General features: G+C 66.3%; 24 protein-coding genes and 1 pseudogene. 11 read left to right on the top strand and 14 right to left on the bottom strand.

Annotated elements, in window-relative coordinates; genetic code table 11:
* From ACR2JA_RS20045 to ACR2JA_RS20080, 8 genes are all read right to left on the bottom strand, one after another.
* Positions 1-855: aconitase family protein (locus tag ACR2JA_RS20045; protein WP_434010819.1), on the bottom strand; the 855-nt coding region annotated here is incomplete at its 3' end.
* A gap of 123 nt (positions 856-978) precedes the next feature.
* The gene (gene gltA, locus ACR2JA_RS20050; RefSeq protein WP_434010840.1) at positions 979-2,262 is read right to left on the bottom strand and encodes a citrate synthase; all 1,284 of its coding nucleotides are present in this window, start codon (positions 2,260-2,262) and stop codon (positions 979-981) included.
* A 50-nt stretch (positions 2,263-2,312) separates the two neighbouring features.
* The gene (locus ACR2JA_RS20055) at positions 2,313-2,606 is read right to left on the bottom strand and encodes a succinate dehydrogenase assembly factor 2 (RefSeq protein WP_434010820.1); all 294 of its coding nucleotides are present in this window, start codon (positions 2,604-2,606) and stop codon (positions 2,313-2,315) included.
* 23 nt (positions 2,607-2,629) lie between these two features.
* Positions 2,630-3,334, bottom strand: coding sequence for a succinate dehydrogenase iron-sulfur subunit (locus tag ACR2JA_RS20060; RefSeq protein WP_434010821.1), 705 nt, complete (start codon positions 3,332-3,334; stop codon positions 2,630-2,632).
* A 40-nt stretch (positions 3,335-3,374) separates the two neighbouring features.
* The gene (gene sdhA, locus ACR2JA_RS20065) at positions 3,375-5,180 is read right to left on the bottom strand and encodes a succinate dehydrogenase flavoprotein subunit (protein ID WP_434010822.1); all 1,806 of its coding nucleotides are present in this window, start codon (positions 5,178-5,180) and stop codon (positions 3,375-3,377) included.
* A 3-nt stretch (positions 5,181-5,183) separates the two neighbouring features.
* Positions 5,184-5,543 (bottom strand): succinate dehydrogenase, hydrophobic membrane anchor protein, encoded by a 360-nt coding sequence (sdhD, locus tag ACR2JA_RS20070; protein ID WP_434010823.1) that lies wholly within the window; start codon positions 5,541-5,543, stop codon positions 5,184-5,186.
* Between the two features lie 18 nt (positions 5,544-5,561).
* A complete protein-coding gene (gene sdhC, locus ACR2JA_RS20075; RefSeq protein WP_434010824.1) occupies positions 5,562-5,993 on the bottom strand; it encodes a succinate dehydrogenase, cytochrome b556 subunit in 432 nt (143 codons plus the stop codon).
* A 174-nt stretch (positions 5,994-6,167) separates the two neighbouring features.
* Positions 6,168-6,971 carry a GntR family transcriptional regulator gene (locus tag ACR2JA_RS20080; RefSeq protein ID WP_434010825.1) on the bottom strand — a complete coding sequence of 268 codons (804 nt, stop codon included), beginning with the start codon at positions 6,969-6,971 and terminating at the stop codon, positions 6,168-6,170.
* 226 nt (positions 6,972-7,197) lie between these two features.
* Here ACR2JA_RS20080 and ACR2JA_RS20085 point away from each other — a divergent pair, with 226 nt between their 5' ends.
* The 3 genes from ACR2JA_RS20085 to acnB are packed head-to-tail and all read left to right on the top strand — an operon-like array spanning position 7,198 to position 11,830.
* Complete coding sequence (locus tag ACR2JA_RS20085) at positions 7,198-8,184, top strand: malate dehydrogenase (RefSeq protein ID WP_434010826.1); 987 nt, start codon at positions 7,198-7,200, stop codon at positions 8,182-8,184.
* A 23-nt stretch (positions 8,185-8,207) separates the two neighbouring features.
* Positions 8,208-9,191 carry an HpcH/HpaI aldolase/citrate lyase family protein gene (locus tag ACR2JA_RS20090; protein ID WP_434010827.1) on the top strand — a complete coding sequence of 328 codons (984 nt, stop codon included), beginning with the start codon at positions 8,208-8,210 and terminating at the stop codon, positions 9,189-9,191.
* A gap of 38 nt (positions 9,192-9,229) precedes the next feature.
* A complete protein-coding gene (gene acnB / locus ACR2JA_RS20095; protein WP_434010828.1) occupies positions 9,230-11,830 on the top strand; it encodes a bifunctional aconitate hydratase 2/2-methylisocitrate dehydratase in 2,601 nt (866 codons plus the stop codon).
* Positions 11,831-12,064: 234 nt separating this feature from the next.
* Here the strand turns inward: acnB and rarD are convergent, their stop codons facing one another.
* From rarD to ACR2JA_RS20120, 5 genes are all read right to left on the bottom strand, one after another.
* Positions 12,065-12,937 (bottom strand): EamA family transporter RarD, encoded by an 873-nt coding sequence (gene rarD, locus ACR2JA_RS20100; RefSeq protein ID WP_434010829.1) that lies wholly within the window; start codon positions 12,935-12,937, stop codon positions 12,065-12,067.
* The gene (locus tag ACR2JA_RS20105) at positions 12,937-13,788 is read right to left on the bottom strand and encodes a Rossmann-like domain-containing protein (protein WP_434010830.1); all 852 of its coding nucleotides are present in this window, start codon (positions 13,786-13,788) and stop codon (positions 12,937-12,939) included. Before ACR2JA_RS20105 ends, rarD begins: the two co-directional genes overlap by 1 nt.
* A 90-nt stretch (positions 13,789-13,878) precedes the next feature.
* Positions 13,879-14,211 carry a bacteriophage T4 gp5 trimerisation domain-containing protein gene (locus ACR2JA_RS20110; RefSeq protein ID WP_434010831.1) on the bottom strand — a complete coding sequence of 111 codons (333 nt, stop codon included), beginning with the start codon at positions 14,209-14,211 and terminating at the stop codon, positions 13,879-13,881.
* A 53-nt stretch (positions 14,212-14,264) separates the two neighbouring features.
* A complete protein-coding gene (locus ACR2JA_RS20115; RefSeq protein WP_434010832.1) occupies positions 14,265-14,870 on the bottom strand; it encodes an Lcl domain-containing protein in 606 nt (201 codons plus the stop codon).
* 90 nt (positions 14,871-14,960) lie between these two features.
* Positions 14,961-16,301, bottom strand: coding sequence for an MFS transporter (locus tag ACR2JA_RS20120; protein ID WP_434010833.1), 1,341 nt, complete (start codon positions 16,299-16,301; stop codon positions 14,961-14,963).
* A 217-nt stretch (positions 16,302-16,518) separates the two neighbouring features.
* On the opposite strand from ACR2JA_RS20120, the gene cyoA reads away from it, so the two are divergent.
* From cyoA to ACR2JA_RS20155, 7 genes and pseudogenes are all read left to right on the top strand, one after another.
* The gene (cyoA, locus tag ACR2JA_RS20125) at positions 16,519-17,583 is read left to right on the top strand and encodes a ubiquinol oxidase subunit II (RefSeq protein ID WP_434010834.1); all 1,065 of its coding nucleotides are present in this window, start codon (positions 16,519-16,521) and stop codon (positions 17,581-17,583) included.
* Between the two features lie 126 nt (positions 17,584-17,709).
* Positions 17,710-19,647 carry a cytochrome o ubiquinol oxidase subunit I gene (gene cyoB / locus ACR2JA_RS20130; RefSeq protein WP_434010841.1) on the top strand — a complete coding sequence of 646 codons (1,938 nt, stop codon included), beginning with the start codon at positions 17,710-17,712 and terminating at the stop codon, positions 19,645-19,647.
* Positions 19,640-20,275, top strand: a complete 636-nt coding sequence (gene cyoC / locus ACR2JA_RS20135; RefSeq protein WP_434010835.1) for a cytochrome o ubiquinol oxidase subunit III — start codon at positions 19,640-19,642, stop codon at positions 20,273-20,275. The genes cyoB and cyoC overlap by 8 nt, the downstream gene beginning before the upstream one ends.
* A pseudogene (gene cyoD / locus ACR2JA_RS20140) lies at positions 20,275-20,685 on the top strand (cytochrome o ubiquinol oxidase subunit IV); the annotation flags it as partial. The gene cyoC and the pseudogene cyoD, both read left to right, overlap by 1 nt.
* Positions 20,686-20,719: 34 nt before the next feature.
* Positions 20,720-21,505, top strand: a complete 786-nt coding sequence (locus ACR2JA_RS20145; RefSeq protein WP_434010842.1) for an SURF1 family protein — start codon at positions 20,720-20,722, stop codon at positions 21,503-21,505.
* A 10-nt stretch (positions 21,506-21,515) separates the two neighbouring features.
* Positions 21,516-22,865, top strand: coding sequence for an ATP-binding protein (locus ACR2JA_RS20150; RefSeq protein ID WP_434010836.1), 1,350 nt, complete (start codon positions 21,516-21,518; stop codon positions 22,863-22,865).
* Positions 22,855-23,394, top strand: a complete 540-nt coding sequence (locus tag ACR2JA_RS20155) for a response regulator transcription factor (protein ID WP_434010837.1) — start codon at positions 22,855-22,857, stop codon at positions 23,392-23,394. The genes ACR2JA_RS20150 and ACR2JA_RS20155 overlap by 11 nt, the downstream gene beginning before the upstream one ends.
* 16 nt (positions 23,395-23,410) lie before the next feature.
* Here the strand turns inward: ACR2JA_RS20155 and yegQ are convergent, their stop codons facing one another.
* Positions 23,411-24,790, bottom strand: coding sequence for a tRNA 5-hydroxyuridine modification protein YegQ (gene yegQ, locus ACR2JA_RS20160; protein WP_434010838.1), 1,380 nt, complete (start codon positions 24,788-24,790; stop codon positions 23,411-23,413).
* Between the two features lie 54 nt (positions 24,791-24,844).
* Here yegQ and ACR2JA_RS20165 point away from each other — a divergent pair.
* The coding region (locus tag ACR2JA_RS20165; RefSeq protein WP_434010839.1) for an FAD-dependent monooxygenase at positions 24,845-25,347 on the top strand (503 nt) is incomplete at its 3' end.

Genomic DNA, 25,347 nt, shown 5'->3' on the forward strand with positions numbered 1-25,347 from the left:
GGCATCCAGTTCCACCACGGCGTCAAAGTGTGCACCGGGGTCCGATTGCAGCGTCTTCCAGTAGGCCACGGCCTGGTCCCACTCCAAGCCGGTGGGCGAGAGCGGGCGGCCCTTGACGTAATCGATGGTCTTTTCGTCCACCGCCACCAGACCGGCGCGTGCGCCGCCCTCGATGGCCATGTTGCAGACCGTCATGCGGCCTTCCATGCTCAGCGAGCGGATGGCCGAGCCACCGAACTCGATGGTGTAACCGGTGCCACCGGCGGTGCCGATCTTGCCGATGATGGCCAGCACGATGTCCTTGGCGGTCACGCCTTTGGCCAGCTGCCCTTCGACCTTGACCAGCATGTTCTTGGCCTTCTTGGCCAGCAGGGTCTGCGTGGCCATGACGTGCTCGACCTCGCTGGTGCCGATGCCGTGGGCCAGCGCACCGAAGGCGCCGTGGGTGCTGGTGTGACTGTCGCCGCACACCACCGTCATGCCCGGCAGGGTGGCGCCGTTCTCGGGACCGATCACGTGCACGATGCCCTGGCGTTTGGACATGAAGGGGAAGAACGCTGCGGCGCCGAATTCGGCGATGTTGCTGTCCAGCGTGGTGATCTGCTCTTTGCTGATCGGGTCGGTGATGCCGTCGTAGCCGCGTTCCCAACCGGTGGTGGGTGTGTTGTGGTCGGCGGTGGCCACCACCGAGCTGACCCGCCAGACCTTGCGACCCGCCTGGCGCAGGCCTTCAAACGCCTGCGGGCTGGTCACTTCGTGGACGAGGTGGCGATCGATGTAGAGGACGGCAGTGCCGTCCTCTTCGGTATGGACGACGTGTTCGTCCCAGATCTTGTCGTAGAGCGTGCGTCCCATGGAGTGTCCTGTGGGGTCTGTGGAACCCGCGATTTTATTCGTTCAAAAAGACAACGCCCGCAGCGCGGTGGCGTGCGGGCGTTGGACCGGCAGCAGGCGGCAGCCTGCTGGGGGTCGTGTCGCTCAGCGCTTGAAGCCAGCCGGCACGTCGCGGCGGGCGGCACCGGTGAACAGCTGGCGCGGGCGGCCGATCTTGTACTCGGGGTCGGCCAGCATTTCGTTGAGCTGGGCGATCCAGCCCACGGTGCGGGCCAGCGCGAAGATGCCGGTGAACAGGCTGACCGGGATGCCGATCGCGCGCTGCACAATGCCGGAGTAGAAGTCCACGTTCGGGTAGAGCTTGCGCTGAACGAAGTAGTCGTCTTCCAGGGCGATCTTTTCCAGTTCCTTGGCCAGCTTGAACAGCGGGTCGTTTTCCAGGCCCAGCTCGGCCAGCACTTCGTTGCAGGTTTCCTGCATCAGCTTGGCGCGCGGGTCGTAGTTCTTGTACACGCGGTGACCGAAACCCATCAGCTTGACGCCGGAGTTCTTGTCCTTGACCTTTTCCATGAACTCACCGACTTTGGCCACGCCGCCCTGGCGCTGGATGTCTTCCAGCATGTTCAGGCAGGCTTCGTTGGCACCGCCGTGGGCGGGGCCCCACAGGCAGGCCACGCCGGCCGAAATGGCGGCAAACGGGTTGGTGCCCGACGAGCCGCACAGGCGCACGGTGGAGGTGGAGGCGTTCTGCTCGTGGTCGGCGTGAAGGATGAAGATGCGGTCCAGCGCCTTTTCCAGCACCGGGTTGACCTTGTATTCCTCGCACGGCGTGCCGAACATCATGCGCAGGAAGTTGCCCGAGTAGCTCAGGTCGTTGCGCGGGTACATGTAGGGCTGGCCGACGCCGTACTTGTAGGACATGGCCACCAGTGTGGGCCTCTTGGCGATCAGACGGATCGCGGCGATGCGGCGGTGTTCCGGGTTGTTGATGTCGGTGCTGTCGTGGTAGAAGGCCGACAGGGCGCCGACCAGGCCGGTCAGCACGGCCATCGGGTGGGCGTCACGGCGGAAGCCGCGCAGGAAGAACTGCATCTGCTCGTTGACCATCGTGTGGTTGATCACGAGCTTGTGGAAGTCGCCACGCTCCTTCTCGTTGGGCAGTTCGCCGTTCAGCAGCAGGTAGCAGGTGTCGAGGTAGTCGGACTGTGTGGCCAGCTGCTCGATCGGGTAGCCGCGGTACAGCAGTTCACCCTTGTCGCCGTCGATGTAGGTGATGGCCGACTGGCAGGAAGCGGTGGACAGGAAGCCGGGGTCGTAGGTGAACATGCCGGTCTGTGCGTACAGCTTGCGGATGTCGATCACGTCCGGACCGATGCTGCCGCCGTACACCGGCATTTCAACGCTGGGGCTGCCATTGGAGAACGACAGGGTGGCTTAGTTGTCTACGAGTTTCATGCGGTTTCCTTGTTGGAGAGGCTTCAAACGGGTCGCCGGGCGGCGATCAGCATGCCCAGCACGTGCACGACGTCGGGGCGGGCCAGATCGCCCTCGGGTTTCTTGCGAACCAGCAACAGATCGAGCAGGTCGTTGTCGGAAAGGTCCATTAGAACGCCCAGAGCTTCGGCTTGGCTGACGGTCAAGCCAGATTCGTGCCGGGCGAAGAACTGTTCAATGAACAGGTCGTTTTCCAGCAAGCCGCGGCGGCAGCGCCAGCGCAGCTTGCTCAGGGCACGCGGATCGAGCAGGGCGTCGCCGGGGCTGCTGGTGTCCATGGTGTGTCGATGTGCAGGCGGCCTCAGACGGCGCGCTTGACCATCAGTTCCTTGATCTTGCCGATCGCCTTGGTCGGGTTCAGGCTCTTGGGGCAGACGTCCACACAGTTCATGATGGTGTGGCAGCGGAACAGGCGGTACGGGTCTTCCAGGTTGTCCAGACGTTCGCTGGTGGCCTGGTCGCGGCTGTCGGCGATGAAGCGGTAGGCCTGCAGCAGACCGGCCGGGCCGACGAACTTGTCCGGATTCCACCAGAAGCTGGGGCAGCTGGTCGAGCAGCTGGCGCACAGGATGCACTCGTACAGTCCGTTGAGCTCTTCACGCTCTTCGGGGCTCTGCAGGCGCTCACGCTGGGGCGCCGGCGTCTCGTTGATCAGGTACGGCTTGATCGAGTGGTACTGCTTGAAGAACAGCGTCATGTCCACGATCAGGTCGCGCACCACTGGCAGGCCGGGCAGCGGCTTGAGCACGATGTCGCCCTTGAGCGTGTTCATGTTGGTCAGGCAGGCCAGACCGTTCTTGCCGTTGATGTTCATCGCGTCCGATCCGCACACGCCTTCGCGGCAGGAGCGGCGGAAGGAGATGGAGGGATCGACTTTCTTGAGCTTCATCAGCGCGTCGAGCAGCATGCGCTCCTGGCCGTCGAGCTCGACCTGGATGGTCTGCATGTACGGCTTGGCGTCCTTTTCCGGGTCGTAGCGGTAGATCTTGAATGTGCGAAGGGCCATGGTGTTGTTCTCCGGGCTTCGTGAGGCGAGGCTTGGGGGCTTAGAAGGTGCGGACCTTCGGGGGCACGGACGCCACGGTCAGCGGCTGCAGGTTGACGGGCTTGTACGACAGGCTGTTGGTGGCGCTGTCCCACAGCGTGTGCTTCATCCACTCAGCGTCGTTGCGACCCAGCGGGAACTGGGCGTCGTCGGCCGGGCGCTCGTAGTCGTTCACCGTGTGGGCGCCACGGCATTCCTTGCGGGCCGCAGCCGACGTCATGGTGGCCTGAGCGGCTTCGATCAGGTTGTCCACTTCCAGCGCTTCAATACGCGCGGTATTGAAGATCTTGGACTTGTCGGCCAGCGTGATCGCGTTCACGCGTGCGCGCATGGCGTTGATCTTCTGCACGCCCTCGTCCATCGACGCCTGGGTGCGGAACACGCCCGCGTGCTGCTGCATGGTCGCGCGGATGTCGTTGGCGACGTCCTGTGCGTACTCGCCGCTGCTGGAGCCGTCCAGGCGCGCCAGGCGTGCCAGGGTCTTGTCGGCCGCATCCGCGGGCAGGGGCTTGTGGGTCTTGTTCTTGTCGTTGAAGTCGACAATGTGGTTGCCGGCCGCGCGGCCGAACACCAGCAGATCCAGCAGGGAGTTGGTGCCCAGGCGGTTGGCGCCGTGCACCGACACGCAGGCACACTCGCCGACGGCGTACAGGCCGTTGACGATTTGTTGGCCGCCGTTGCCATCGGGGGCGACGACCTGGCCGTGGATGTTGGTGGGGATGCCACCCATCTGGTAGTGGATGGTGGGCACGACCGGGATGGGTTCGCGCGTGATGTCAACATTGGCGAAGTTGTGGCCGATTTCTTCCACCGAGGGCAGACGCTTGCGGATGGTCTCGGCACCGAGGTGGTCGAGCTTCATCAGCACGTAGTCCTTGTTGGGGCCACAGCCGCGGCCTTCCTTGATTTCCTGGTCCATGCAGCGCGAGACGAAATCGCGCGGCGCCAGGTCCTTCAGGGTGGGCGCGTAGCGCTCCATGAAACGCTCACCATTGCTGTTGAGCAGGATGGCGCCTTCTCCGCGGCAGCCTTCTGTCAGCAGCACGCCCGCGCCGGCCACGCCGGTCGGGTGGAACTGCCAGAACTCCATGTCCTGCAGCGGGATGCCGGCGCGGGCGGCCATGCCCAGGCCGTCGCCGGTGTTGATGAAGGCGTTGGTCGACGCCGCGAAAATGCGGCCGGCGCCACCGGTGGCCAGCAGCGTCGTCTTGGCTTCGAGCACGTAGGTCTCGCCGGTTTCCATCTCCAGCGCGGTCACGCCGACGACGTCGCCACTGGCGTCACGGATCAGGTCCAGTGCCATCCATTCCACAAAAAACGTGGTGCGGGCGGCCACGTTTTGCTGGTACAGGGTGTGCAGCATGGCGTGGCCGGTGCGGTCGGCGGCTGCGCAGGCGCGCTGCACCGGCTTTTCACCGTAGTTGGCGGTGTGGCCGCCGAAGGGGCGCTGGTAGATGGTGCCGTCGGGGTTGCGGTCGAACGGCATGCCGAAGTGTTCGAGCTCGTAGACCACCTTCGGGGCTTCGCGGCACATGAATTCGATGGCGTCCTGGTCACCCAGCCAGTCGGAACCCTTGATGGTGTCGTAGAAGTGGTAGTGCCAGTTGTCTTCGCTCATGTTGCCCAGCGAAGCGGACACGCCACCCTGCGCGGCCACGGTGTGCGAGCGGGTGGGGAAGACTTTGGAGAGCACGGCCACGTTGAGGCCGGCGCGGGCCAGTTGCAGGGAGGCTCGCATGCCGGAGCCGCCGGCCCCGATGATGACCACGTCAAACTTGCGCTTGGGGAGGGATGCGGTGGTGGACATGGATCAGAGTCTCCAGAGAACTTGAACAGCCCAGCCCAGGCAGGACACGAGCCAGACGATGGTGAAAACGTGCAGGGCCAGGCGGATACCGGTGGGCTTGACGTAGTCCATCCAGATGTCGCGCATGCCGAACCAGACGTGCCAGGCCAGGGCCACGAACACGGCAAAGGTCAGGGTCTTCATCCACTGGGCGGAGAAGATGCCGGACCAGGCTTCGTAGCCGATCGGGCCGCTGGTGAACAGGACCTGCACCAGCACGATGAGGGTGAACAGGGCCACCAGGGCGCCCGTGATGCGTTGTGCCAGCCAGTCGCGCAGGCCGTAGTGGGCGCCGGTGACGACGCGCTTGGAACCATAAGACATGTGTGTGCCTCCCGGAAATCAGTACAGACCGAACAGCTTGGCGCCGAGGATCAGCGTCAGGCCAATGGACAGGGCCAGCGTGAAGACGGCCGAGCTCTTGCCGAACTCTTTGCTCACCGCGTGGGCCATGTCCATGTACAGGTGGCGCACGCCGGCGATGAGGTGGTGCAGGTAGGCCCAGATCAGGGCCAGGGCCACCAGTTTCATGAACCAGCCCGGCACAAAACCCAGACCCGCGCTGAAGGCCGACTTGAACACGTCATAGGAAATTTCCGACGACACCGAGGTGTCGAACAGCCAGACGATCAGGGGCAGCAGGATGAACATCAGGCCACCGCTGGCGCGGTGCAGGATCGACACCCAGCCGGCCAGGGGCAGCCGGTAGGTGGTCAGGTCCTTGAACGCATTGATGTTGCGGAACTCGGGCCGCTTTTTGCTCAACTCGGTCATGGGGTGGGGCTTTCTTCCGTTGGGGAACTGGGATTCTTGTGGAGGGGGGAACGGAGATCGGATGGTGGCTTGTAACTTGTTGGTAACTCAAGCCACAGGCCGGCAAATTCTATTGCAACGCAACATACCTGAGGCTGACAACAGACTATCGACCAGTGACATTGGGCGCCCTCGTCAGCTCAATTCGTTGTGGTAGTGCCGGGTGTCGGTGCGGTAGAGGCCGCGGCGCAGTTCCATGGGCACGTCGTTGTAGGTGTAGGCCAGGCGCTCCACGCTCAGCAGCGGATGCCCGATCTCGACACCCAGTAGCGTGGCGGCGTCGGCGTCGGCGCCCACCGCCTTGATGCGCTCGACCGCACGCACCATGCGCACGCCGAACTCGGCTTCGAACAGGGCGTACATCGGCCCCTTGTCGCCGGCCAGGGTTTCCTGTGTCAGGCCCTTGAAGGGGCCGCCAGGCAGCCAGATGTCTTCCAGAATGGTCGGTGCGCCCGAAAAAGCCAGCACCCGCTTGACCAGCAGCAGCGGGTCACCGGTGCGCAGCGCGAGCTGACGGGCCACCTCGGCCGGCGCGCGCAGGCGGCGGCATTCGATGATGCGGCGCTCGGCGGGCCCCTGGGCGTCGGGGGATTCGGCATCGGGCAGCACCCGAAGAAAACGGTACTGGATGTGCTGCTCGGCGTGCGTGGCCACGAACGTGCCCTTGCCCTGGCGGCGCACCAGCAGGTTGTCGGTGGCCAGTTCGTCGATGGCCTTGCGCACCGTGCCCTGGCTGACCCGAAAGCGCGCGGCCAGTTCCAGTTCGCTCGGGATCATGTCGCCTGGCTTCCATTCGCCGGCCTGCAGGCTGCGCAGGATCAGGGTCTTGATCTGCTGGTACAGCGGGCTGAAGGCGGGGGTGCCCGGTGCCGAGGGTTCGCCGCCTGCGGGCGGTTCCGGCAGGAGGGGGTCGACGGGTGATGCGGGCAGGGTGGCCATGGTTTTTGCGGACGCAATGGTACCGCCGGAAATGCCCAGCGGTCTCGTCAATCATATCTTATATAAGACATAAGACAAATTGACGCCTGCGGGTTTACGCGGGTACACTCGCGGGCTGTTCCTGAACCACTTTTCGCTGGCCCGCCCGTGCAGCCGTGGTGTCTGGTCCGGGTTCATTCCCACTGGTTTTCCTTTATTTTTCAACGCCCTTTCTGGAGTTTTCACCATGAGCAAGAAGCCCGTTCGTGTTGCCGTCACCGGCGCCGCAGGTCAGATCGGTTACGCCCTGCTGTTCCGCATCGCCTCCGGCGAGATGCTGGGCAAGGACCAGCCCGTGATCCTGCAACTGCTGGAAATTCCGGACGAGAAGGCACAGAAGGCGCTCAAGGGCGTGATGATGGAACTCGAAGACTGCGCCTTCCCGCTGCTGGCCGGCATGGAAGCCCACAGCGACCCGATGACCGCCTTCAAGGACACCGACTACGCCCTGCTGGTCGGTTCGCGTCCGCGTGGCCCCGGCATGGAGCGCGCCGAACTGCTGGCCATCAACGGTGCCATCTTCACCGCCCAGGGCAAGGCCCTGAACGCCGTGGCCAGCCGCGACGTCAAGGTCCTGGTGGTCGGCAACCCCGCCAACACCAACGCCTACATCGCCATGAAGTCGGCCCCCGATCTGAAGCCGGGCAACTTCACCGCCATGCTGCGCCTGGACCACAACCGTGCCGCCAGCCAGCTGGCCGCCAAGACCGGCAAGGCCGTGTCCTCCATCAAGAAGCTGGCCGTGTGGGGCAACCACTCGCCCACCATGTACGCCGACTACCGCTTCGCCACCATCGACGGCGCTTCGGTCAAGGACATGATCAACGATCAGGTCTGGAACAAAGACGTGTTCCTGCCCACCGTCGGCAAGCGCGGTGCCGCCATCATTGACGCGCGTGGCCTGTCCAGCGCCGCCTCGGCCGCCAACGCCGCCATCGACCACATGCGCGACTGGGCCCTGGGCACCAACGGCGAATGGGTCACGATGGGCATCCCGTCGCAAGGCTGGTACGGCATCCCCAAGGACGTGATGTTCGGCTTCCCCGTGACCTGCGCCAACGGCGAGTACAAGGTCGTCGAAGGCCTGGAGATCGACGCCTTCTCGCAAGAGTGCATCAACAAGACCCTGGCCGAGCTGCAGGGCGAGCAAGACGGCGTCAAGCACCTGCTCTGAGTCGGTAACCGCTTGGTAACTCGGTGAAACCGCACCCGCGCGACATCCTTGTGGGGGCCCAGGCCGGCGCGTTCGCGCTGCCGGTCTGCGACCACTACAGCGGTGCGCCTGCGCGGATGCGCAAAAGCCTGCAGCTGCAGGCCGAGCTGACGGCGGAGTTCGGTGCCTGCGTCTTCGACGTCACGCTGGACTGCGAGGACGGCGCCCCCGTCGGTGGCGAGGCCGAACACGCGGCCCTGGTCACCGAACTGGCGCTGGCCGCACCGGCGGGCGCCCGCGTGGCGGCCCGCGTGCACCCGGTGGACCACCCGCACTTTGACGCCGACGTGGCCACCATTGCCGGCCAGGCAGGGCGCCAGCTCTGCCACCTGATGGTGCCCAAGGTCGAGTCGGTGGCCGATGTCGAACGCGCCGCCGCGGCGCTGGACGCGGCCGGGGCCACCTCGCTGCCGCTGCACGTGCTGATCGAGTCGCCCGCTGCGGTGCACCGCGCTTTCGACATCGCCGCGCACCCGCGCGTGCAGTCCCTGAGCTTCGGCCTGATGGACTTCGTCTCGGCCCACGGTGGCGCGATCCCCGCGTCCGCCATGACGCTGGCCGGTCAGTTCAGCCACCCGCACGTGCTGCGCGCCAAGGTCGAGATGGCGGCCGCCTGCCACGCCCACGGCAAGGTGCCTTCGCACAACGTGGTCACCGAGTTCAAGGACCTGCCCGCGCTGCAGCAAGCCGTGCGGCGCGCGGCCAGCGAACTGGGTTACACGCGGATGTGGAGCATCCACCCGGACCAGATCCGCACCATCGTCACCGCGTTTTCACCCGCCGAGGCCGAGATCGAGACGGCCCTGGCCATCATCGAAGCCGCTGCCGCCGCCGACTGGGCGCCGGTGCAGCACGACGGGCGCCTGCACGACCGCGCCAGCTACCGCTACTACTGGCAAGTGATCGAACGCGCGCACCAGACCGGGCACCCCCTGCCCGAAACGGTGCGTGGCTGGTTTCTTGCATGAATTTTTTCCAACCATCACCCACCCCACCGGAGAACGCCATGTCGACCTTCCTGACCGACTACCGCGCCCACGTCGCTGAACGCGCCGCCCTGGGCATTCCCCCGCTGGCGCTCGACGCCAAGCAGGTCGCCGCCCTGATCGAACTGATCAAGAACCCGCCCGCCGGCGAAGACGCGTTCCTGATGGACCTGCTGACGCACCGTGTGCCCCCGGGCGTGGACGACGCCGCCAAGGTCAAGGCCAGCTTCCTGGCCGCCGTGGCGCACGGTGACATCCAGGTCGGCCTGATTTCCAAGTCCAAGGCCACCGAGCTGCTGGGCACCATGGTGGGCGGCTACAACGTGCACCCTTTGATCGAGCTGCTGGACGACGTCGAGGTGGCGACCGTGGCCGGCGCGGCGCTCAAGAAGACGCTGCTGATGTTCGACTACTTCAACGACGTGGCCGAGAAGGCCAAGGCCGGCAACGCCGTGGCCAAGGACGTGATGCAGAGCTGGGCCGACGCCGAGTGGTTCACCAGCCGTCCGGAAGTCGAGAAGAAGATCACCGTCACCGTGTTCAAGGTGCCCGGCGAGACCAACACCGACGACCTGTCGCCCGCCCCGGACGCCACCACGCGCCCGGACATCCCGATGCACTACCTCGCGATGCTGAAGAACACCCGCCCCGACGCGGCTTTCAAGCCCGAGGAAGACGGCAAGCGCGGTCCGATGAAGTTCATCGAAGACCTGAAGAAAAAGGGCCACCTGGTCGCCTACGTGGGCGACGTGGTGGGTACCGGTTCTTCGCGCAAGTCGGCTACCAACAGCGTGGTCTGGGCCACCGGCCAGGACATCCCGTTCGTGCCGAACAAGCGCTTCGGCGGCGTGACCCTGGGCGGCAAGATCGCCCCCATCTTCTTCAACACGCAGGAAGACTCCGGTTCGCTGCCCATTGAAGTGGACGTGAGCAAGCTGGAAATGGGCGACGTCATCGACGTGCTGCCCTACGACGGCAAGCTGGTCAAGAACGGCGAAACCGTGGCCGAGTTCAAGCTCAAGAGCGACGTGCTGTTCGACGAAGTGCGCGCCGGCGGCCGCATCAACCTGATCATCGGCCGCTCGCTCACCGCCAAGGCACGCGAGTTCCTGGGCCTGCCCGCCTCGACCCTGTTCCGCCTGCCCAGCGTGCCCACCGCCACCCAGGCCGGTTTCACCCTGGCGCAAAAAATGGTCGGCCGTGCCGTGGGCCTGCCCGAAGGTCAGGGCGTGCGCCCCGGTACCTATTGCGAGCCGAAGATGACCACCGACGGTTCGCAGGACACCACCGGTCCCATGACCCGCGACGAACTGAAAGACCTGGCCTGCCTGGGCTTCAGCGCCGATCTGGTGATGCAGTCCTTCTGCCACACCGCGGCTTACCCCAAGCCGGTGGACGTGAAGACGCACCGCGAACTGCCCAAGTTCATCAGCAGCCGCGGTGGCGTGGCCCTGCGCCCGGGCGACGGCGTGATCCACAGCTGGCTCAACCGCCTGCTGCTGCCCGACACCGTGGGCACCGGCGGTGACTCACACACCCGCTTCCCGATCGGCATCTCCTTCCCGGCCGGCTCCGGTCTGGTGGCCTTCGGCGCCGCCACCGGCGTGATGCCGCTGGACATGCCCGAGTCGGTGCTGGTGCGCTTCAAGGGCGAAATGCAGCCCGGCGTGACCCTGCGCGATCTGGTCCACGCGATTCCGCTGTACGCCATCAAGCAAGGTTTGCTGACGGTGGCCAAGGCCGGCAAGATCAACGAATTCTCCGGCCGCATTCTGGAAATCGAAGGCCTGCCCAACCTCAAGGTCGAGCAAGCGTTTGAACTCTCCGACGCATCGGCCGAGCGCTCGGCCGCCGGTTGCACCATCAAGCTCAACCCAGAGCCGATCAAGGAATACCTCACCAGCAACATCGTGCTGATGAAGAACATGATCGCCGACGGCTACGAAGACAAGCGCACCCTGCAGCGCCGCATCGAGAAGGTCGAGGCCTGGCTGGCCAACCCCAACCTGCTCGAAGCCGACAAGGACGCCGAATACGCGCATGTCATCGAGATCGACCTGGCCGACATCAAGGAGCCCATCCTCTGCTGCCCCAACGATCCGGACGACGCCAAGACCCTGTCCGATGTGGCCGGTACCAAGATCGACGAAGCTTTCATCGGTTCGTGCATGACCAACATCGGCCACTTCCGCGCGGCGGCCAAGCTGCTGGGTGGCCAGCGTGACATCCCGGTCAAGCTGTGGGTCGCGCCGCCCACCAAGATGGACGATAGCGAGCTGATCAAGGAAGGTCACTACGCCAGCTTCGGCGCCGCCGGTGCCCGCACCGAAATGCCGGGCTGCTCGCTGTGCATGGGCAACCAGGCGCAGGTGCGCGAAGGCGCGACCGTGGTGTCCACCTCGACCCGCAACTTCCCCAACCGCCTGGGCAAGAACACCAACGTGTACCTGGCCTCGGCCGAGCTGGCTGCGATCGCGTCCAAGCTGGGCAGGATCCCGACGGTGGCCGAGTACCACGAAGCCATGGGTATCGTGAACAAGGACGGCGCGGCGATCTACAAGTACCTGAACTTCGACCAGATCGAAGAGTACGTGGACAACGCGAAGGAAGCGACCGCCTGAGCGGTCCCATCGGCCTGAGGGCCGCATGACAAAAGGCCCGTGGCGTTATAGCCCCGGGCCTTTTGTTTTTTAGGGCAACGCTGATCAAGTCCCTCGCGGCGCGCTCATCCCGCTCTCGGGCGGTCTGCCGCGTTGCAAAGCCTCGCCGGGCCGCCCGGCCCGTCTGCGTTTTGCGCCTTGCAGTCCATCCCGACAGCGGGCGAGCGCATCCGCGGAGACTTGTTCAGCGTCGCCTTAGGTGCCGACCGGGCGGGTGTGGTGACGCCAGCTGTCGGCCGAGTACAGCAACAGCGCGGTCCAGATGAGCGCGAACCCGATCATTCGCGGGCCGGAAAAGGGCTCGTCGTAGAGCAGGGTGCCCAGGAACAGCAGGATGGTGGGCGTGATGTACTGCAGCACGCCCATGGTGGACAGCGGGATGCGCCGCGCGCCGGCCGAGAACAGCAGCAGCGGCACCGCGGTGACCGGCCCGCTGAGCGCAAACAGCAGCCAGGTGTGTGCATCCTGCGCCGGCAGGGTGCCGCTGTGCTGGCCCCAGAGCAGGGCCGCAGCCGCCACTGGCGCCAGCAGCAGGGTTTCCAGCGACATGCCTTCGAGCGCCCCCAGCGGCGCCAGCTTGCGGATGAGGCCATAGAAACCGAACGACAGCGCCAGTCCCAATGCGATCCACGGCACATGGCCGGTGAGCAGGGCCAGCCACAGCACGCCGGCCGCGGCGGTGCCAAAGGCCAGCCACTGAGCGGGGCGCGGGCGTTCGTGCAGGAACAGGAAGCCCAGCGCCACGTTCACCAGCGGCAGGATGAAATAGCCCAGGCTGGCGTCCAGCACGTGACCGTTGTTCACCGCCCAGATGTAGGTCAGCCAGTTGCAGGCCAGCAGGGCCGACGAGGCGGCGAAGACGGCCAGCAGCCGCGGGCGCCGGCGCACATCGCCCAGCCAGGCCCAGCGGCGCAGCACCGCCAGCACCAGCAGCACGAACACCAGCGACCAGACCATGCGGTGCAGCACCACCTGCAGCGACGGGACGTGCTGCAGCTGTTTGAAGAAAAACGGGAACAGGCCCCAGAGCCCGTAGGCCAGGGTGCCGTAGACCAGACCCTTTCGCATCAGGGGCTGCCGGTGAGGGCGCGCCAGCCGGGCCAGGTCGCGCGGTCGATGGCGAACTTGCGGGTGGCGCTGCTCCAGCTCTCGCCGGCGGCCATGGCGGCGCTGAAGGCCGCCGCATCGGTCACGCGGGTGCCGCCCAGCAGCGTCACGCCGCGCTCGAACAGCGCGTCGGGCCACAGCCCGGCCGAGGGGCCGATCACGGCAAAGCGCTGTGCGTTCGGCGCTGCGGCGAGCATGGCGTCCAGCGTGTGGTTGAGCAGCATGGTCGAGGTGCCCACCACCAGGTTGCAGGGCGCCAGCAGCGCGCGGTCCAGGCCGATGGTGATGTGCGGGTAGCGCTCGTGCTGGCGGGCCACCATCTCGGGGTTCATCTCCACCACCGAGAGGCGCCCGCCGGCGTCGGCCACGCGCTGCACCAGCGGCGGAAAAAAGCCGATCATGCCCAGGTGGTCCTGCGGCCCCAGCACCACGTCGCCCAGCGAATTGCCGGCCGGCGGTGGCTCGTAGCCCGCGCGGCGCCAGACCGAGTCGGTCAGCGCGTTGATGGCGGCCAGGGCGATGGCGCGTTCCACCTCGCTGCCGTCGGCCAGGCGCTGCGCCAGGGCCATGGCGTCGGCGCCGGCCAGCGGTGCGGCACCAGCGCTGCCGTGGGCGGCCAGCAAGGCCTCCAGCGTGTCGCCCAGCAGCACGTAGGACAGGCCAAAGGCGCCGTCTTCCAGCTCGATGGCGCAGAACTCGGCGTCGTGCACGCCCGCCTCGGGCGAGCGCCGGGGCACGTGCAGGCGGCGCACGCGGGGGCTGGGGTAGCGCTGTGCGATGTCGGCCAGCTGCTGCAGGACAGCGTGGGCCACGGGGGTGGTCGGTGAAAGAGGCATGGACCGATGGTAGCGACCCGCGCCTGCGGCCACGGCGCCGCCATGTGCGCGGGGGCTCACACCTCCTCAGTTGTCCACGATCTTGCTGCCTTTGAGTGCGAGGTCGCCGGAGGCCTTCACGTTGATCTTTCCCGATCCGATCAGGTCGATGTTCTTACCCCGGATGGTGATGCTGCCGTCCTTCTTGAGCACGATGCTGGCGGCGCCCACCACCAGGGCGATCTCGTCAGCGGCCTCCACACGCAGCTGCTTGCCCACGGTCAGCAGGCTGCTCTTGCCCACGGTCTCGACGCGGTTGCGGCCGATGCTGATGCTCAGGTCGGTGCCGACGGCCAGGGTGTCGCTGCCGCCCACCTGTTGGTTGCGGTGGCCGCTGATCTGGGTGTCGTGGTCGCTCATGGGGGTTCCTGGGGTGGTTGAACACCCGCCCATGGTGACACGCGAAAGGCCGCTCAGGGCGCGTCGGCTTTGCGCACTAGGCGCACGAACATGGGGGTGCGCTTGAGCACGTCGTCGCGCGATTCGCCGGTGGCCGTGTTGACCACCCAGGCGTGCAGGAACTTCAGCTGGCTCACGTTCTGCCCGCTCACCCCGTTCATCACGTTGCCGTAGTTGTAGGGGTTGACGTTGCGCACCTCGATGGGGATGGACGCTGTCCAGACCCAGCCCTCGGTGGATTCGGGCAGCAGCCGTGGCCGGGCTTTTTGCTGGCCCAGCTGGGCGAGCACCTGCAGTTCCTTGAGGTGGGGCAGGCGCCAGGGCAGGGCGTCGGCCTTGGCGCGCTGGCGGGCCAGGGCCGAGGCCTGCATGTGGTCGGCCCATTGGGGTTGGCCGACGCAGTCCTTGCCGTTCCACTGCATGCCCACCAGGCAGCGCTGCCAGACCAGGCCAGTGCTGCGCTGGAGCAGCCATTGCCCGTCGCGGGAGGGCGTCCACTCCGGTTCCTGCGCTGGCGGGGAGGCCGCCAGCACCAGCGCCGGCCAGGCGATCGACCACAGCAGCAGCCAGAACAGGACGTGGTGCCGGCGGAGGCCGGGGGCTTGCAGCGAACGGGACATGCCCTGTGTATCGGCCGCCAGCCCGCAAAACTGAGCGCTGGGCGCGGGTGCAGAGCCGACACCAACGGCCCGCGCCCGGTTGAGCGAGGCTCAGGCCCCCTGACGTTCGATCAGGCGGTTGATGCGCAGGGCGCCCAAGGTGCAGGCCACGCCCGAGAGCAGGTACACCGAGACCGCGACCAGCCCGAACTGGGCCGACAGGCCGAGCACCACCAGGGGCGCAAAGGCGGCGCCCACCAGCCAGGCCAGGTCGGTCGACAGGGCCGCGCCGGTGTAGCGGTACTGGGGCGAGAAGCTGGAGGTGACCGTGCCCGAGGCCTGGCCGTACGACAGGCCCAGCAGCACGAAACCGGCCAGCAGGAACAGGTTGTTGCCACCGCTGCCGTTGCCCAGCATCCAGGGCGTGACCAGGCTGAACACGCCGATCAGCACCGCCATGGTGCCCAGCAGGTTGCGCCGGCCCACCCGGTCGGCCAGCCAGCCTGAGAGCATCACCGCGCCCGCGGCCAGGAAGGCGCCCACCACCTGCACGCTCAGCACCTCGGTCACCGGCTGGCTGCCCTGCAGCACGATCCACGACAGCGGGAACACCGTGACCAGGTGGAACAGGGCGAAGCTGGCCAGGGCGGCAAAGGCGCCCAGCAGCACGCTGCGCCCTTCTTCGCGCAACACCCGGCTGGCGGCCACGGGTTGCAGTTCACGCTCGGCCAGCAGCCGGTCGTACGACTGTCCCACCACCAGGCGCAGGCGCGCGAACAGGGCCACCACGTTGATGGCAAAGGCCACGAAGAAGGCGTAACGCCAGCCCCAGGCCAGGAAATCCTGTTCGCTCAGGCTGCCCCGCAGGTAGGCAAACAGGCCGGCGGCGAGCACAAAGCCCAGCGGCGCGCCGAGCTGGCCGAGCATGGCGTACCAGCCGCGGCGCTCGGGCGGAGCCGACATGGCCAGCAGCGAGGGCAGCCCGTCCCAGGAGCCGCCCAGCGCCAGGCCCTGGCCAATGCGCAGCAACAGCAGCGCCACGATGACCGCGTCGCCGTGCGTGGCGTGCCCCGGCAGGAACGCCATGCCAACGGTGCAGATGCCCAGCAGGAACAGCGCCAGGGTGAGCTTGGTGCCACGGCCCCAGTGACGCTGCACCGCCATGAACAGGGCTGTGCCCACCGGGCGGGCGACAAAGGCCACGGCCAGCAGGGCGAAGGCCGACAGCGTGCCGTGCAGCGGCGACAGGAACGGGAACAGCAAACCCGGGAACACCAGGACGCAGGCGATGCCGAAGACAAAGAAGTCGAAGTATTCGGAAGCGCGCCCGATGACCACCCCGACCGCGATCTCGCCGGAGGTGACTTCTTCATGGGTGTCGGCCCGCGAGAGGGCGGCCGGGCTTTCCTGGAAGCCGGCCGGGTGGAGGCGGGCCGGGGCGGGGTGGGTCATGGCAGGTTCCGGAGAAAAGGTGTTCTGGGAGCCCTTGTACACGCCGGTCGAGGTGGCGGCAAGCTGGGGGCTTTGCGGGCTGGCCATAGCGTAAACGCGCCGGCAAAGAATTGACATTGGACAAAATGTCCAATCGACAAAACGGTGGGGGTCGGTAAATTCGCGAATGTTTTGATCTTTGTCATCCGCATTTACCCCTAAGAAAGTCTGGTCTCCCATGTTTCGTCAAAGCCTTCAGTGGCCGTTGCGGGTGTGCCGCTGGTCTGCGTCGGCCGGCGCGGTCGCCGCATTGACCGGCTGCGCCCAGGCCGTCGTGCTGAACCCCGCCGGTGACGTCGCGGCCCAGCAGGGCCAGCTCGTGGTCCAGGCGACCCTGCTCATGCTGCTGATCATCGTCCCGGTGATCGCGCTCACGCTGTGGTTTGCCTGGAAGTACCGCGCCACCAACACCGCCAACACCGAGGCCGACTACGCGCCCGACTGGCACCACTCGACCGTGCTGGAGCTGGTGATCTGGAGCGGGCCGCTGCTGATCGTCATCGCGCTGGGCGCCATCACCTGGATCGGCACCCACAAGCTCGATCCCTACCGTCCGCTGGACCGCATCTCCGCGACGCAGGCCCTGCAGCCCGGCGTGCAGCCGCTGGAGGTGCAGGTGGTGGCGATGGACTGGAAGTGGCTGTTCTTCTACCCGGAGCAGGGCATTGCCACCGTCAACGAACTGGCGGCGCCGGTGAACCGGCCCATCCTGTTCAAGCTCACGTCCACCACGACCATGAACGCGTTCTACGTGCCCGACCTGGCCGGCATGATCTACACCATGCCCGGCATGCAGACCGAGCTCAACGCGGTCATCAACAAGGCCGGCGTGTACGAGGGCAAGTCCTCCCACTACAGCGGAGCGGGCTTCTCGGGCATGACCTTCAAGTTCCACGGCCTGAGCGACGCCGATTTCGAGCAGTGGGTGCAGAAAGCCAAGGCCGAAGGGCAGGCCCTGGACCGGCCCACCTTCGTGAAGCTGGCCGAGCCGAGCCAGCGCGACCCGGTGCAGCGTTTCGCCACGGTCGAAGCCGGCCTCTACGACAAGGTGCTCAACCGCTGCGTGGAGGACGGAAAGATGTGCATGCACCACATGATGGCCATCGATGCGATGGGCGGCGAGGCCTACGCACGGGCCCAGGGCCTGAACCTGCCCCAGGACATCTGCACCGCAGAAGAGTCCGTCCAGGTCATCGCGGCGCTGGACGCCAAGGTGGCCCGTTACGCCAGCGATCGCCCATGACCTTCTGATCCGCCGCCTGCCGGTGCGCAGGCCGCGGATCGACGTCCCGGAACCCACACCATGTCATCCACTCTCCCTACCGAAGCCCACTGGGCCCTGGGTCGGCTCACCTGGGACGCCATTCCCATGGCGCACGATCCGATCATCCTCTGGACCTTCGTCGCCGTCGTGCTGGGTGGCACCGCGACGTTCGCCCTGATCACCAAGTACCGCCTCTGGGGCACGCTGTGGAAGGACTGGTTCTGCAGCATCGACCACAAGAAGATCGGGATCATGTACATGGTGCTGGGCATCGTGATGCTGCTGCGCGGCTTTGCCGACGCCGTGATGATGCGGCTGCAGCAGGCCATGGCCTTTGGCGACAACATGGGCTATTTGCCGCCGCACCACTACGACCAGATCTTCACCGCCCACGGCGTGATCATGATCTTCTTCGTGGCCATGCCGCTGGTCACGGGCCTGATGAACTACCTGGTGCCCCTGCAGATCGGCGCGCGGGACGTGGCCTTCCCGTTCCTCAACAACTTCAGCTTCTGGATGACCACCGCCGGTGCCGTGCTGGTGATGGCCTCCCTGTTCCTGGGCGAGTTTTCCACCTCGGGCTGGCTGGCGCTGTCCAACCTGGGGGCGCAGAACGCCGGGGTGGGGCTGGACTACTACATCTGGTCGCTGCAAATCGCGGGTGTGGGCACCACGCTCTCGGGCATCAACCTGATCGTCACCATCGTCAAGATGCGCGCACCGGGCATGAGCCTGATGAAGATGCCGGTCTTCACCTGGACCTCGTTGTGCACCAACGCGCTGATCGTGGCCTCGTTCCCCGTGCTCACCGCCGCCCTGGTGCTGATGTCGCTGGACCGTTACGTCGGCACCAACTTCTTCACCAACGACCTGGGCGGCAACCCCATGCTGTACGTGAACCTGATCTGGATCTGGGGCCACCCCGAGGTGTACATCCTGATCCTGCCCGCGTTCGGCATCTTCTCCGAGGTGGTGGCCACCTACTCGCGCAAGCGCCTGTTCGGCTACACCTCCATGGTCTACGCCACGGTGGTCATCACCATCCTGTCCTACATCGTCTGGCTGCACCACTTCTTCACCATGGGCTCGGGCGCGAGCGTGAACGCCTTCTTCGGCATCACGACCATGATCATCTCGATTCCGACCGGCGCGAAGATCTTCAACTGGCTGTTCACCATGTACAAGGGGCGTATCCGGTTCGAGCTGCCCATGATGTGGACCCTGGCCTTCATGGTGACGTTCGCCATTGGCGGCATGACCGGCGTGCTGCTGGCCGTGCCCCCGGCCGACTTCGTGCTGCACAACAGCTTGTTCCTGATCGCGCACTTCCACAACGTCATCATCGGTGGCGTGCTGTTCGGCCTGTTCGCCGGCATGAACTACTGGTTCCCCAAGGCCTTTGGCTTCAAGCTCGACCGCACCTGGGGCGTGCGCTCCTTCTGGCTGTGGGTGGTGGGCTTCTACGTCGCCTTCATGCCGCTGTACGTGCTGGGCCTGATGGGCGTGACCCGCCGCGCCAACCACTTCGAGGACAGCTCGCTGCAGATCTGGTTCCAGGTCGCCGCGTTCGGGGCCTTCCTGATCGCGCTGGGCATCGTCTGCTTCCTGATCCAGATCGCGGTCAGCGTCCTGCGGCGTGACCAGAACCGCGACCTCACCGGCGACCCCTGGGACGGCCGCACGCTGGAGTGGGCCACCTCGTCGCCCCCGCCGGCCTACAACTTTGCCTTCACGCCGGTGGTGCACGAGATCGACGCCTGGTGGGACATGAAGCAGCACGGCTACCAGCGCCCGCTGACCGGCTTCGCCCCCATCCACATGCCCGCCAACACCGGTGCCGGCGTCGTGATCTCGGCGCTGTCCCTGGTGCTGGGTTTCGCGCTCATCTGGCACATGTGGCTGCTCGCCGGGCTGTCGTTCATCGCCCTGGTGCTTGCCGCCATCGTCCACACCTTCAACTACCAGCGTGACTTCCACATCCCGGCCGATGACGTGACCGCCACGGAAAACGCCCGCACCCAACTGCTTGCCCGCCATGTCTGAACTTAGCCTCCACGCCGGCGCGGCCGGCGCCGCACTGCCGGCCCGCTCCTACCACCTCGCGCACGAGCCGCACCCGCCCAACGGCACCTCGCTGGGCTTCTGGCTCTACCTGATGAGCGACTGCCTCATCTTCGCCGCGCTGTTCGCCACCTACGGTGTGCTCGGCCGCAACTACGCCGCCGGCCCCACGGGAGCCGAGCTGTTCGACCTGAAGCTGGTGGCGATCAACACCGCCTTCCTGCTGTTCTCGTCCATCACCTTCGGCTTCGCCATGCTGCGCAAGCAGCTGGGCGACGTGAAGGGCACCCTGCTGTGGCTGGGCGTCACCGGTTTGCTGGGTCTGTGTTTTCTGGGGCTGGAGCTGTACGAGTTCCACCACCTGATCGACCAGGGCGCCGGCCCGCAGCGCAGTGCCTTCCTGTCGGCCTTCTTCGCGCTGGTCGGCACCCAAGGGCTGCACGTGGCCTTCGGCCTGGTCTGGCTGGTGGTGCTGATGGTGCAGATCGGCCAGCGCGGCCTGATCCACGAGAACCAGCGCCGCCTGATGTGCCTGTCGATGTTCTGGCACTTCCTGGATGTGGTGTGGATCGGCGTTTTCACCTTTGTTTACCTGATGGGGGTGCTGTGATGAGCACGCACGACACGGCACACGGCCAACACCACAACGACCACCACACTGACCACCACAGCGGCGACCACCACGGTGACGTCGGCCCGCACAGCACGTTTTCCGGCTACATGACCGGCTTCCTGCTGTCGGTCGTGCTGACCGCCATCCCGTTCTGGCTGGTCATGGCCGACGTCATCACCGAACGCCGCACCGCCGTGCTCGTGCTCGGGGCGTTCGCGGTGGTGCAGATCCTGGTGCACATGGTGTGTTTCCTGCACATGAACGGCAAGGTCGACGGCGGCTGGGCGATGCTGTCCACCCTGTTCACCGTGGTCTTCGTGGCCATCGCCATCGCGGGCACCTTGTGGGTCATGTTCCACATGAACAGCAACATGATGCCGGCGCATCCCCCGCTGGTGCCGCCGTCCGGCGCTGCTGGCGGCCTGGGTGCCTTATCCATCCATGCCCGGCCACCGCCGCGCGGGGCGGCGCTGGGCCATCGCGGCGCTGCTGCTGGCCCTGTTCCTCACGTTTGTGGCGCTGGGCACCTGGCAGGTCCAGCGCCGGGCCTGGAAGCTGGACCTGATCGAGCGCGTGCAAGCGCGTGTGGGGGCGCCCGCGGTGCCCCTGCCGCCGCCGCGCGACTGGCCCACCGTCAGCGCGGCCAGCCACGAATACCTGCCCGTGGAGCTGCAGGGGCGCTGGCTGTACCGCCAGACCCTGCTGGTGCAGGCGGTCAGCGAGCTGGGCAGCGGTTTCTGGATCATGACGCCGTTGCAGCCCGATCGCGCGCCACCCGTCTGGGTCAACCGGGGTTTTGTGCCGCAGGCGCAGCGCGCCCAGTGGCTGGGCTCGGCTGCCCCAGCCGGTGGCGCCGACGCACACATGGTCGTGCAGGGCTTGCTGCGGATGACCGAATCCGGTGGTGGCTTTCTGCGCGACAACGACCCCGCGAACCAGCGCTGGTACTCGCGCGACGTGGCCGCCATGAGCCAGGCGGTGCAGATCGCACCGGCGGCCCCGTTTTTTGTGGACGCCGGGCGACCCGGCCAGACCGCCGCGACCGCCGGTGCCCATGCCGATGCCGACGCCGTCTGGCCCCGACCCGGCTTGACCGTGGTCCGCTTCGCCAACAGCCACCTGGTCTACGCCCTGACCTGGTACGGCTTGGCCCTGATGGTCGTGGGGGCGGGTTGGGCTGTGGCAGGCTATGAATGCCGCCGGGCGATTGCCGGTCCCCATTCCTGACCCTGAGCCCATGAGCCCTGCACCCGCTGAAACACCGGCCGCCGCGATCCCCGACACGGCGCTGTCGGTGCACGCGGCCGCCGATCTGAAGAACCTCCAGCAGCTGGTGTATCTGCGCTGGACCGCGGTGTTTGGCCAAGTGGTCACCATCGAGGCCGCCCACTTCGCCCTGGGCCTGGCCCTGCCGTACCGCGAGATGCTGGTGGTGATCGGCGGTCTGGTGCTGTTCAACACCATCAGCATGCTGCGGCTGAAGCTGCGCCCGAAGCTGCAGGTGCACGCGTCGGAGCTGTTCGTGGCCTTGCTGGTGGACGTGGGCGTGCTCACCGTGCAGCTGTACCTCAGCGGCGGCATCGGCAACCCCTTTGTGTTCCTCTACCTGTTGCAGGTCACCCTGGGGGCGGTGCTGCTGCGCGGGGGCTACATCTGGTCCATGGTGATCCTCACGACCCTGTGCGTGGCCGGTCTGACGCAGTACCACCAGCCGCTGCCGCTGGTGCACGACCTCAAGGACGGCTTTTCCAGCCTCTACGCCTTTGGCCTGATCGTCTGCTTCGTGCTCAACGCCACCCTGGTGAGCTACTTCATCACCCGCATCCAGCACAACCTGCGCGAACGCGATGCCCGCCTGGCCGCAGCGCGCCGGCGCCGGGCGGAAGAGGACCACATCGTGCGCATGGGGCTGCTGGCGTCCGGCGCCGCCCACGAACTGGGCACGCCGCTGGCGACCGTGGCGGTGATCCTGGGCGACTGGGCGCGCGACCCGCGCCTGGCGGGCGACGCCACCCTGCGCGACGACATCGCCGAGATGCAGACCCAGATGCTGCGGTGCAAAAGCATCGTCAGCGGCATCCTGCTGTCGGCCGGTGAAGCCCGCAGCGAAGCGTCCGCCCTGACCACGGCACGGGCTTTTGTGGACACGTTGGTCAAAGAGTGGCGCGACACCCGTTCGATTGACCAGTTCGTGTGCGAGAACACCCTCGCGCAGGACATTCCCATGGTGTCGGACACGACATTCAAACAGATGGTCTTCAACCTGCTGGACAATGCCCGCGAGGTCTCGCCAGGCTGGGTGCGGCTGACCGCGGCGCAACAGGACGGAGACCTGAGCCTGGTGGTGACCGATCGGGGACCCGGCTTCGCGCCGCAGATCCTGGCCCGCCTGGGGACCCCGTACCAGTCCACCAAACAGCGGCCCGGTGCGGGCCTTGGGCTGTTCCTGGTGTTCAACGTGGCGCGCACGCTGGGTGGCAACGTGTCGGCGCGCAACCTCCCCGGCGGCGGGGCCGAGGTCACGATCCGCCTGCCCCTGTCATCCATCGCTCTGCAAGGCCCGACGGCACACGACCATGGACACTGAAGAACGCCTGCTGTTGCTGGTGGAGGACGACGAGGCCTTCGCGCGCACCCTCAGCCGCTCGTTCGAGCGCCGCGGCTACCGCGTGGTCCAGGCCACCAGCCTGACCGAGGTGCAGGGCGTGCTGGAGCAATGCACCCCCGGCTTCGCGGTGGTGGATCTCAAGATCAAGGGCGAAGCCTCGGGCCTGGCCTGCGTACAGGCGCTGCACACGGCCAGCGGTGCGATGCGCATCGTGGTGCTGACCGGCTTCGCCAGCATCGCCACCGCGGTCGAAGCGGTCAAGCTCGGCGCCTGCCACTACCTGGCCAAGCCCTCCAACACCGACGACATCGAAGAAGCCTTTGGCCAGCACGCCGGCAACACCGAGGTGCAGATCTCCAACCGCCCCAGCTCCATCAAGACGCTGGAGTGGGAACGCATCCACGAGGTGCTGGCCGAGACCGGCTTCAACATCTCGGAAGCCGCGCGCCGCCTGGGCATGCACCGCCGCACCCTGGCCCGCAAGATGGACAAGCGCCAGGTCAGCTGACCCGGCGCCTCCCGCGTCAGAGCATCCGCGCGATCAAGGCGCCTTCGCTGGGGGCGTGGAGCGGGACCAGCGGCACCCAGACCTTGATCGGGCTGCCCTGGGCGACGGTGATGGCCTCGCCGTTCTGGTTCTGCATGGCGGTCAGTTCGACCACGCGGTTGCCGCTGGGGTGGATGACCTCCAGCCGGTCGCCGACCGCGAAGCGGTTCTTGGTCTCGACCTCGGCCCAGCCGTCTTCGCGCACCCGCAGCACCTCGCCCACGAACTGGCTGCGGTGGCTTTCGCTGTGGCCGCTGATGTAGTTCTGGTAGTCCTGCGCCGGGCGGCGCTCCATCAGACCGCCGGTGTAGCCGCGGTGGGACAGGCCTTCGAGTTCGAGCAGCAGCTCGGGGTTGAAGGGCTTGCCGGCCAAGGCGTCGTCAATGGCACGGCGGTAGACCTGGGCGGTGCGCGCCACGTAGTAGTGGCTCTTGGTGCGGCCCTCGATCTTGAGCGAGTCGATGCCCATGGCGGCCAGCCTGCCAACGTGCTCGACGGCGCGCAGGTCCTTGCTGTTCATGATGTAGGTGCCGTGCTCGTCCTCCATGATCGGCATCAGCTGGCCGGGGCGACCGGCTTCCTCGATCAGGTAGACCTTGTCGGCGGCGGGGTGGCGCTGGCCGTCGCCACAGGCCGAGAAAGCTTTGTCGGCGTTTTCCTGTTCCTGCTCGAAGTTGAAGTCACCCGCCATGCGCACGGGCTGGACCTCGCCAGAGTCGGTCACGTCGGTGGCTTCTTGGGTGCCGTAACTCCAGCGACAAGCGTTGGTGCAGGTGCCCTGGTTGGGGTCGCGGCGATTGAAGTAACCCGACAGCAGGCAACGGCCCGAATACGCGATGCACAGCGCGCCGTGCACAAACACCTCCAGCGCCATGTCCGGGCATTCCTGGCGGATTTTTTCGACTTCGTCCAGGCTCAGTTCGCGGCTCAGGATGATGCGGGCCACGCCCACCTTCTGCCAGAACTTCACCGCCGCCCAGTTGACGGTGTTGGCCTGCACCGACAGGTGGATGGGCATTTCGGGCCATTTCTCGCGCACCATCATGATCAGGCCCGGGTCGGCCATGATCAGCGCGTCGGGCTTCATGGCGATGACGGGTTCGATGTCGCGCAGGTAGGTGCGCACCTTGTCGTTGTGCGGCAGCAGGTTGCTGGTGACGAAAAACTTCTTGCCCCGGGCGTGGGCTTCGGCAATGCCGATGCCGATTTGTTCGAGCTTGAATTCGTTGTTGCGCGCTCGCAGGCTATAGCGCGGCTGGCCGGCATAAATGGCGTCGGCACCAAAGTCGTAGGCGGCGCGCATTTTTTCCAGCGAGCCCGCAGGCAATAAAAGTTCAGGAGATTTGATCGTCGTCATAGCCTTCGATTGTCCAATTTTTTGAACGGACCAAGCGCCGTGCACAATTGACGCATGACAAGAAACGAGCGCAAACAGGTGGTGATCGCAGGTGGCGGCATCGGCGGGCTGGCGGCGGCGCTGGCCTGCGCGCGCCAAGGCGTGGCGGTGCAGTTGCTGGAGCGGGCTGCGCAGTTCAGCGAGGTAGGGGCGGGCATCCAGATCGGGCCGAACGTGACGCGCATCTTGCAGGCCTGGGGCTTGCAGGACGCTTTGGCCCGCGTGGCCGCATTACCCCAGCGTTTGCAGGCCCGCGATGCCCAGACCGGGCAGGTGCTGGGCAGCCTGCGTCTGGGCAAGAGGGCACAGACCTTGTATGGCGCACCGTATGCCACCATCCACCGAGCCGATTTGCATGCCTTGCTGTGGGACGCGGCGCAGGCTGCAGGCGTGCAGACCGCCTGGGGTCAAACCATCGCAGACTGGTCAGAATCCACCGAAGGTGTGGTGGTGCAAAGCACCAGCGGACAGAGTTGGCAGGCCGATGCGCTGGTCGGGGCCGATGGCGTGTGGAGCAC

The organism is Hydrogenophaga sp., assembly GCF_051007235.1.
Classification (GTDB): domain Bacteria; phylum Pseudomonadota; class Gammaproteobacteria; order Burkholderiales; family Burkholderiaceae_C; genus Hydrogenophaga.

Coding starts and splice junctions, on each gene's coding strand:
- ACR2JA_RS20155 (WP_434010837.1), top strand. CDS start 22,855: ATGGACACTGAAGAACGCCTGCTGTTGCTGGTGGAGGACGACGAGGCC.
- acnB (WP_434010828.1), top strand. CDS start 9,230: ATGTCGACCTTCCTGACCGACTACCGCGCCCACGTCGCTGAACGCGCC.
- ACR2JA_RS20110 (WP_434010831.1), bottom strand. CDS start 14,211: ATGAGCGACCACGACACCCAGATCAGCGGCCACCGCAACCAACAGGTG.
- sdhD (WP_434010823.1), bottom strand. CDS start 5,543: ATGTCTTATGGTTCCAAGCGCGTCGTCACCGGCGCCCACTACGGCCTG.
- cyoB (WP_434010841.1), top strand. CDS start 17,710: ATGGCGCACGATCCGATCATCCTCTGGACCTTCGTCGCCGTCGTGCTG.
- sdhC (WP_434010824.1), bottom strand. CDS start 5,993: ATGACCGAGTTGAGCAAAAAGCGGCCCGAGTTCCGCAACATCAATGCG.
- ACR2JA_RS20085 (WP_434010826.1), top strand. CDS start 7,198: ATGAGCAAGAAGCCCGTTCGTGTTGCCGTCACCGGCGCCGCAGGTCAG.
- ACR2JA_RS20115 (WP_434010832.1), bottom strand. CDS start 14,870: ATGTCCCGTTCGCTGCAAGCCCCCGGCCTCCGCCGGCACCACGTCCTG.
- yegQ (WP_434010838.1), bottom strand. CDS start 24,790: ATGACGACGATCAAATCTCCTGAACTTTTATTGCCTGCGGGCTCGCTG.
- sdhA (WP_434010822.1), bottom strand. CDS start 5,180: ATGTCCACCACCGCATCCCTCCCCAAGCGCAAGTTTGACGTGGTCATC.
- ACR2JA_RS20055 (WP_434010820.1), bottom strand. CDS start 2,606: ATGGACACCAGCAGCCCCGGCGACGCCCTGCTCGATCCGCGTGCCCTG.
- ACR2JA_RS20120 (WP_434010833.1), bottom strand. CDS start 16,301: ATGACCCACCCCGCCCCGGCCCGCCTCCACCCGGCCGGCTTCCAGGAA.
- ACR2JA_RS20060 (WP_434010821.1), bottom strand. CDS start 3,334: ATGGCCCTTCGCACATTCAAGATCTACCGCTACGACCCGGAAAAGGAC.
- ACR2JA_RS20080 (WP_434010825.1), bottom strand. CDS start 6,971: ATGGCCACCCTGCCCGCATCACCCGTCGACCCCCTCCTGCCGGAACCG.
- cyoA (WP_434010834.1), top strand. CDS start 16,519: ATGTTTCGTCAAAGCCTTCAGTGGCCGTTGCGGGTGTGCCGCTGGTCT.
- cyoC (WP_434010835.1), top strand. CDS start 19,640: ATGTCTGAACTTAGCCTCCACGCCGGCGCGGCCGGCGCCGCACTGCCG.
- ACR2JA_RS20150 (WP_434010836.1), top strand. CDS start 21,516: ATGAGCCCTGCACCCGCTGAAACACCGGCCGCCGCGATCCCCGACACG.
- ACR2JA_RS20145 (WP_434010842.1), top strand. CDS start 20,720: ATGCCCGGCCACCGCCGCGCGGGGCGGCGCTGGGCCATCGCGGCGCTG.
- rarD (WP_434010829.1), bottom strand. CDS start 12,937: ATGCGAAAGGGTCTGGTCTACGGCACCCTGGCCTACGGGCTCTGGGGC.